This window comes from Nonomuraea sp. NPDC047529, assembly GCF_040642995.1.
GTDB lineage: Bacteria > Actinomycetota > Actinomycetes > Streptosporangiales > Streptosporangiaceae > Nonomuraea.
The window spans coordinates 159,483-167,008 of the sequence record NZ_JBEYTJ010000007.1; the positions used below are offsets into that span (position 1 = coordinate 159,483).

General features: G+C 72.6%; 5 protein-coding genes. All 5 read left to right on the forward strand.

Translation table 11 applies throughout. From position 1 onward, the window contains the following. Nucleotides 1-198 precede the first annotated feature (198 nt). The gene (locus ABZ815_RS13900; RefSeq protein WP_357697770.1) at nucleotides 199-2,388 is read left to right on the forward strand and encodes a serine/threonine-protein kinase; all 2,190 of its coding nucleotides are present in this window, start codon (nucleotides 199-201) and stop codon (nucleotides 2,386-2,388) included. Between the two features lie 16 nt (nucleotides 2,389-2,404). Then, entirely contained in the window at nucleotides 2,405-4,180 is a 1,776-nt protein-coding gene (locus ABZ815_RS13905) for a serine/threonine-protein kinase (RefSeq protein WP_357697522.1), read from the forward strand. 35 nt (nucleotides 4,181-4,215) lie between these two features. After that, nucleotides 4,216-5,436: a serine/threonine-protein kinase gene (locus ABZ815_RS13910; protein WP_357697524.1), complete on the forward strand. Its 1,221-nt coding sequence runs from the start codon at nucleotides 4,216-4,218 to the stop codon at nucleotides 5,434-5,436. A 252-nt stretch (nucleotides 5,437-5,688) separates the two neighbouring features. Next, entirely contained in the window at nucleotides 5,689-6,468 is a 780-nt protein-coding gene (locus tag ABZ815_RS13915) for an electron transfer flavoprotein subunit beta/FixA family protein (RefSeq protein ID WP_357697526.1), read from the forward strand. Between the two features lie 19 nt (nucleotides 6,469-6,487). Continuing rightward, nucleotides 6,488-7,441: an electron transfer flavoprotein subunit alpha/FixB family protein gene (locus tag ABZ815_RS13920; protein WP_357697528.1), complete on the forward strand. Its 954-nt coding sequence runs from the start codon at nucleotides 6,488-6,490 to the stop codon at nucleotides 7,439-7,441. Nucleotides 7,442-7,526 lie beyond the last annotated feature (85 nt).

The window sequence follows — 7,526 nt, forward strand, 5'->3', positions numbered from 1 at the left end:
AGGCGCCGAAGCCGAACTGAAGCCAATTCGAGACCGTTGGATGGGAAACCGATGAGGCCGTATCGGACGTTGTACGACTGGGAATGTGGCCTCATGGTTCATCTCGTGGGCGGGGATTAAGCCGGTATGGTGCTTCATGCCATGAACGATGACCGACTAGGCCCTTACCGGCTGCTCAGGCGGCTCGGTGAAGGCGGGATGGGCGTTGTCCACCTCGCTGTCGACCCTCAGGGCCGGCAGGTGGCGGTCAAGGTCCTGCGCGGAGAGGTCGCCGGTGACGAGGTCGCCAGGCGGCGGCTTTCGCGTGAGGTCGAGACCATGCGCCGGGTCCGCAGCAAATTCATTGCAGAAGTGGTCGATGCGGACGTAACCGGTCATCGTCCCTACATCGTCACGCGTTACGTGCCCGGCCGTCCTCTCGACGAGATCGTCAAGGACGACGGGCCGCTCGACCTGCCCGCGCTGGTCCGGATCGCCCATGGCGTGGCCTCGGCGCTGTCGGAGGTCCACTCCGTCGGCGTGATCCACCGCGACCTCAAGCCGGGCAACGTGCTCATCCTCGACGGCGAGCCGGTCCTGATCGACTTCGGCATCGCCCAGGCGGTCGACGCGACCCGGCTGACCCAGACCGGCATGTTCATCGGCACGCCCGGCTACCTCGCGCCCGAGATCATCGAAGGCCAGGAGGCCGGCCCCGAGGTCGACATCCACGCCTGGGCGGGCACGCTGCTCTACGCCGCCACCGGCCAGCCGCCCTTCGGCAAGGGCACGCTGGAGATGATCTTCTACAACATCACCGCCGGCAAGGCCGACATCAGCGGCGTGCCGTCCGAGCTGCAGCCGCTGCTCAAGGCGGGCTTCCAGCGCAACCCGGCCAAGCGGCCCAAGGCCGCCGACCTGGCCGAGCAGACGGCCCGGATGTTGCCGAGGCCGCCGCTGGGCGGGCCCGACGAGATCTCCACCGTGCCGCGGCCCGACGCGCCCGAGGACTACCCGACCAGGCGGGCGCCGTTCGTGGGGGAGAAGCCCTCCTACGACGTCTCCACGCCGCCGATGACGCCGCGCCGGCTGATCGACGGCCAGGAGCAGCCGGTCCAGCCGCCCGCCGACCCCCACTTCGTCTCGCTGCTGCCCAGCCAGGGACCGCCCGCCCAGGGGCTGCCCGTTCAGGGACCGCCGGCCCAGGGGCTTCCCGGCCAGGGGCTTCCCGGCCAGGGCCTGGCCGGACAGGGCGCCGGGCCGGCCGACCACGGCGCGGAGCTGCCGGGCGCGGGTGACCCGTGGCCGACCCGCCGGGTGTCGCCGGAGGAGCTTCGCCAGATCCAGCGCGAGGCCGGGCCCAGCCAGCCCTGGCCGCAGCAGCAGCCCCCGCTCCACCCCCAGCCGCAGCCGCACGTCGACCACCACGAGGCCGACGTGCCCACCCGGCGCGTACGCCCGGACTCGGCCGAGTTCGGCCGGCTCAGCTCCGGCCCCCAGCCGGTGGACCACGGCCGGTACGCCGCCGGCCCGGAACCCGTGAACCACGGTCGCGCCAACGCCGTCCCGGAGCCGATGGACTACGGCCGTGCCAACGTCGTCCCCGAAGCCATGGACTACGGACGGGTCAACGCCGGCCCGGACGCGATCGACTACCGGCGGGGCAACGCGGCGGCCGAGCAGCACGACTACGGCAGGCCGGGCCCGGTGCCCGCGCAGCCGCCGCCCTACATCCCGGTGCAGCAGCAATATCCGCCCCATGACCCGCAGGCCGCTCACGAGCCGTACAACCCGGGCGCGCGTCCGGGGCAGACGTTGCAGCGCTCGAAGGCGTACGGGGTGGCGAGCGCGATGTTGCTGATCCTCATGATCGTGGCGGCGGTGACGGCGCCCGTCCTGGTGGCGGTGGTGGCGATCCCGATCGCCGTGCTGCTGCGGGCGGCCGACCTGGCCCAGCCGGCCTTCAACGGCCGCCGGCCCGCCGGCGCCGCCGCGCTCGACGTGCTCAGGGTCTTCGCCCGGCCGCAGGCGCTGGCCAAGTCCGTCGGCATCACGCTCGCCCTCGTCCTGTACGCCCTCATCCTCGGCCTGCCGGTGACGCTGCTGCTCAGCGTGGTGGTCAAGATGGACTCGGCCAACGCCCTCGCGTGGGGCGCCGCGGTCGCGCTCTGGACCCTCTGCGCGGGGCCGGGCGTCGAGGGCCCGGGGCGGCAGATGCGCAGAACGCTCTCATCGCTCGTACCCTCGAGAACAGCGGCCATGGTGATGGCGGGAGTGCTGGCGGTGGGCGCCGCGCTCTCGCTGATCCTCGCCTATGGCACGTTCGGGGACACGCCAAGGGGGAGTGTATGGAGTCCGCTGGACGTCACACCCGTGACGAAGCAGCTCACCAGCCTGAAGGGCGGCTGAGCCGAGGAAGGTGGCGATGAGCATCCAAGCGCCGGAACGCCTCGGCCCCTACCGCATCGTCAGAAAGATCGGCGAGGGCGGCATGGGGGTCGTCCACCTGGGTCTCGACGGTGAGGGCCGCGAGGTCGCCATCAAGGTGCTCCACCCGCACGTGGCCGCCGATCTCAAGGCCCGCGACCGGCTCACGCGCGAGGTCGAGACCATGCGACGGGTGCGCAGCCCGCACGTCGCCGAGGTCATCGACGCCGAGCTGGTGGGGGGCCAGCCCTACGTCGTGACCCGCTTCGCCCCGGGCCGCACGCTGGAAGAGACCGTGCTGAGCGAGGGCGCCCTGGAGGCGCGGCAGGTCATCAGGCTGGCCCAGGGGCTGTGCCAGGCGCTGGTCGCCATCCACGCGGCCGACGTGATCCACCGCGACTTCAAGCCGTCCAACGTCATGCTGGTCGACGGCGAGCCGCTGGTCATCGACTTCGGCATCGCCCACCTGGTGAACGCGACCCGGCTGACCCAGACCGGCATGTTCGTCGGCACGCCGGGCTACCTGGCGCCCGAGATCATCCGCGACAGCGACATCACCCAGGCGGCCGACGTGCACGCGCTGGCCTCGACGGTGTTCTTCGCCGCCACGGGCGCGCCGCCGTTCGGCACCGGGACGTTCGAGGCGGTCTGCTTCAACATCATGGAGGGGCGGGCCCAGCTCGACCGGGCGCCCGCGTGGCTGCGCGGCTGGTTGTCGCGCGCGCTGCGGGTCGACCCCACCGCCCGGCCGAGCGCGCAGGAGCTGCTGCGGATGGCCAGGGAGCTCGACCCGTCGGTGACGACGTTCAACGAGTTCGAGGGGCCGACCGGCACCAAGCGCATCGGCAGCGGTACGCGCGCCATGGACACGTTCTCCGACCTGCTGCCGCCGGTCGAGTACCGCAAGGCCGCGCCGCCCCCGCCGCCCCCGCCACCCCCGCCGCCCGCGCGGCGCGACGAGCGGCCGCCGCCCTACGTGCCCGCGCCGACGTCGGCGCGCCCGGTGCCGCGCACCGACCAGCGCGTGGCGGGCTATCCGGCGCCGCCGCCGCAGCCGCGCCCCTACACGCCGCCGCCCCAGCCGCGCAGCCACGTGCCGCCGGCGGAGCGGAAGAGGTATCTGTTCGGCGCCCAGGTGACCGGGCTGCTGCTGCTGGTCACGCTGGTGGCGCTGACGGTCATGATGCCCGTCGTGGTGGGCGCGGTGGCCGTCGCGCTGGCGGTGGTGCTGCGCGTGGGCGAGTACCTGTTCGGCGACATGGTCAAGCGCCGCCAGATCCGCGGCAGCAGCTCGGCCGATCCGCTGCTCGCGCTGGTCGGCACGCCGTGGGCGCTGGTCAAGGCCGCGCTGGTGACGCTGGTCCACGTGCCGCTCGCGCTGCTGTTCGGCGCGTGCGTCTGGGGCGCGCTCCACTGGGCCGGCGGCATGGGCACCAACCAGGCCGCCGCCTTCGCCGCGGGCGCGTTCGCCGGCGGCCTGTTCGTGCTGCCGGGCGGCGGCGCGCCGCGCAAGGCCGTGACCCGCACGCTCACCGGCGTGCTGCGCAGCCCCGGCGCCGCGCTGGTGGCGGTCGTCGCGGTGGGCACGGCGGCGCTGTTCGCGGCGATGTTCGCGCTCGGCCAGGACCCGGTCTGGGCGCCCTGGCGGGCCCCGCAGAGCGTGATCGACGGCCTGGCGAGCGACGCCAGGCAGAGCACGATCGGGCTGATCACCGGTCTGATCGAAAGTCTGCTCGACGGACTGGGGTTGGGCTTCCTGACCCCGTGGTCCTGAGTGTCCCCCTCGGCGTGGCGGGGGAGAGATGAGGTATGAGCGAGCGCCTCGGCCCCTACGAGCTTCTCTCCCGGCTCGGCGCGGGCGGCTTCGGTGAGGTCCATCTGGCGCTCGACGCCCAGGGGCGCACGGTCGCGGTGAAGGTGCTGCATCCGCACGTCGCGGCCGACGGCCTCGCGCTCGGCCGCCTCGACCGCGAGGTCGAGACCATGCGCCGGGTCGGCGGTCCGCACGTCGCCGAGGTGCTCGACGCCTCCCTCGACGGCTCCAGGCCCTACCTGGTGACCCGCTACGTCCAGGGCCGCCCGCTCAGCGCCGTGCCCGTGCCGGTCGCCGACCTGGCCGCCCTGGCCTCGGGGCTGGCCGACGCGCTGCTCGCCATGCACGAGTCCGGGGTCGTCCACCGCGATCTCAAGCCGGCCAACGTGATGATGAGCGAGGACGGCCCGGTCGTCATCGACTTCGGCATCGCCAGCGCACTCGACTCGCTGTCGGTCACGGCCTCGGGCGCGGTCGTCGGCACGCCCGGCTACCTGGCCCCGGAGATCCTCGAAGGCGGGAGCGCGGGCGTCGAGGCCGACGTGTTCTCCTTCGGCGCGACGCTGGCCTACGCCGCCACCGGGCGGCAGCCGTACGGGCAGGGGCCGGCCTCGGCGGTGGCCTACCGGGTGGTGCACCACCCGCCCGACCTGGAGGGCGTGCCGGAGTGGCTGGCGCCGCTGTTACGCGAGTGCCTGTCCACCGACCCCGCCGCGCGTCCCACGGCCGCGCGGATCTGCGCCCGGCTGGGCGTCGCCGCCGTCCCGCACGTACGCCCGGCCGGTCCCCGTCCCTCGGCCACGGCGGTGGGTCCCCGGCCGGCCGACGACATGAGCACGAGAGAGTGGCGGCCGGGCGACAGCCGTCGCAGGTCGGTCGAGGAGTCCAGGGCGCGGCACCGGGAGAAGGTGCGCAGGCGATGGCTCATCGGCTCGGGCCTGTTCGTGTCGCTGCTGGCGGCGGCCGCCCGCGGGCCGCTGCCGGAGGTGGCGCTCTTCCTGCTGGCCGCCTACGCGCTGGGGGTGGTGAGCGACGCCGGGGTGGCGCTGTTCTCGCGGGGGCCGTTCCGGCGGAGCCGGATGGTGACCGACCTGGTGAGCGTGGCGGGGGTGGTGGGGCTCTGTTTCGGGCTCGCCGCGGTGTTCAGCACGTTCACACTGGCCCTGTTCGCGGGTACGGCCCTGGTGGTGGGCATCGTGTTCCTGTTGTCCGCCTGACTTCCCCATGGGGGCGGTCGGACCGTACCGAATAAAGTTCGGTATGGTGGGAACGGGAGGGCTTTTCGCGGGAACCGCCGGTTTGCGCGTAAGCTACCCACGGGTAACATGACCGCGGGAGCCAGGGCACGACTCTGACCCACCCCGTGTCAGGAGCCCGTCGGGAACCTGGCAGTCTGGTCAGCATTGCATTCGGCGCCTATCGCAGCGACGCGGTGGGCGCACGCGAACACGGGAGGTCGGCCACCGGCCATGAACATCGTCGTCTGCGTGAAGCAGGTCCCCGATACGGCGACCGAGCGCAAGCTGCGGTCCGATGACAACACGCTCGATCGTGACGCCGTCGACGGCGTGGTCAACGAGCTTGACGAGTACGCGGTCGAGGAGGCGCTGAAGCTCAAGGAGGCGCACGGTGGCGAGGTCACCGTGCTCACCATGGGCCCGGGCAAGGCCACCGAGACCATCCGCAAGGCCCTGGCCATGGGCGCCGACAAGGCCGTCCATCTGAGCGACGACGCGCTGCACGGCTCCGACGCGCTGTCCACCTCGTACGCGATGGCCCAGGTGCTCAAGAAGATCGGGTTCGACCTGGTCGTCCTGGGCTCCGAGTCGACCGACGCCCGTACCGGCGTGCTGGCCGCGATGCTGGCCGAGCGCCTGGGCACGGCCCAGCTCACCCTGGCCAACAAGGTCGAGGTCGAGGGCTCCTCGATCAGCGTCCAGCGCATCACCGACTACGGCTACGACAAGGTCCAGGCCACGCTGCCGGCCGTCGTGTCCGTGGTCGAGAAGATCAACGAGCCGCGCTACCCGTCCTTCAAGGGCATCATGGCGGCCAAGAAGAAGCCGGTCGAGACGCTGGCCATCGCCGACGCCGAGATCGACGCCGCCCAGGTCGGCCTGGGTGCCGCCTGGTCCGAGGTGGTCGACTTCGCCGCCGCGCCGCCGCGCGCCGCCGGCACGATCGTCAAGGACGAGGGCGACGGCGGTTCCAAGGCCGCCGACTTCCTCGCCTCCAAGAAGTTCATCTGAGAACGGGGGTTTTACTGATATGTCGGAGATTCTCGTTCTCGTGGAGCAGGTCGAAGGCGAGGTCAAGAAGGTCACGCTCGAACTGCTGACCCTGGCCCGCTCGCTCGGCACGCCCGCCGCCGTCTGGGCCGGCCCCGGCCTCGGCGACGCCGCCAAGGCCAAGCTGGCCGAGTACGGCGCCGAGAAGATCTACGACGCCGCGTCCGCCGACATCGTCGACCACGTGGTGGCGCCCAAGGCCGAGCTGCTGGCCCAGCTCGTCGCCGGGAAGTCGCCCGCCGCGGTGCTCGTGGCCGCCACGGCCGAGGGCAAGGAGGTCGCCGGTCGCCTGGCCGTCAAGACCGACTCCGGCGTCATCACCGACGCCGTGGGCCTGTCCGAGGGCTTCGTGGCCGACCAGTCGATCTTCGGTGGCGGCGTCAACGTGCACTCCAAGGTGCGCAGGGGCACCCCGATCGTCGCCGTACGCCCGAACTCGACGGCCCCGCAGGCCGCCGCGGGCGCCGGGGCCGTCGAGGAGGTGTCGGTCGCGCTGAGCGAGGCGGCGAAGGCCGCCCGCATCGTCGAGCGCGTCAAGCAGGAGAAGGGCGCCAGGCCCGAGCTGACCGAGGCCGCGATCGTGGTCTCCGGCGGCCGGGGCGTGGGCTCCGCCGAGAACTTCTCCGTCATCGAGGGCCTGGCCGACGCGCTGGGCGCGGCCGTGGGCGCCTCGCGCGCCGCCACGGACGCCGGCTGGTACCCCCACCAGTTCCAGGTGGGCCAGACGGGCAAGACGGTCTCGCCGCAGCTCTACATCGCGGCCGGGATCTCGGGCGCCATCCAGCACCGGGCCGGAATGCAGACCGCGAAGACCATCATCGCGATCAACAAGGACCCGGAGGCGCCGATCTTCGAGCTCGCCGACTACGGGGTCGTGGGCGACCTGCACCAGGTCGTCCCGCAGCTCACCGAAGAGGTCGGCAAGCGCAAGTAGCGTCGAACGGAAGCGGCGCCGCACGACGTGGGGCGCCGCTTCCGCCGTCTCAGGCGGTCGCGGTGCCTGGGCGGGGCCCGGGACA

What these genes read in the sequence shown, in the direction of transcription:
- ABZ815_RS13900 (WP_357697770.1), top strand. Translation starts at nt 199, where the DNA reads ATGGGCGTTGTCCACCTCGCTGTCGACCCTCAGGGCCGGCAGGTGGCG.
- ABZ815_RS13905 (WP_357697522.1), top strand. Translation starts at nt 2,405, where the DNA reads ATGAGCATCCAAGCGCCGGAACGCCTCGGCCCCTACCGCATCGTCAGA.
- ABZ815_RS13910 (WP_357697524.1), top strand. Translation starts at nt 4,216, where the DNA reads ATGAGCGAGCGCCTCGGCCCCTACGAGCTTCTCTCCCGGCTCGGCGCG.
- ABZ815_RS13915 (WP_357697526.1), top strand. Translation starts at nt 5,689, where the DNA reads ATGAACATCGTCGTCTGCGTGAAGCAGGTCCCCGATACGGCGACCGAG.
- ABZ815_RS13920 (WP_357697528.1), top strand. Translation starts at nt 6,488, where the DNA reads ATGTCGGAGATTCTCGTTCTCGTGGAGCAGGTCGAAGGCGAGGTCAAG.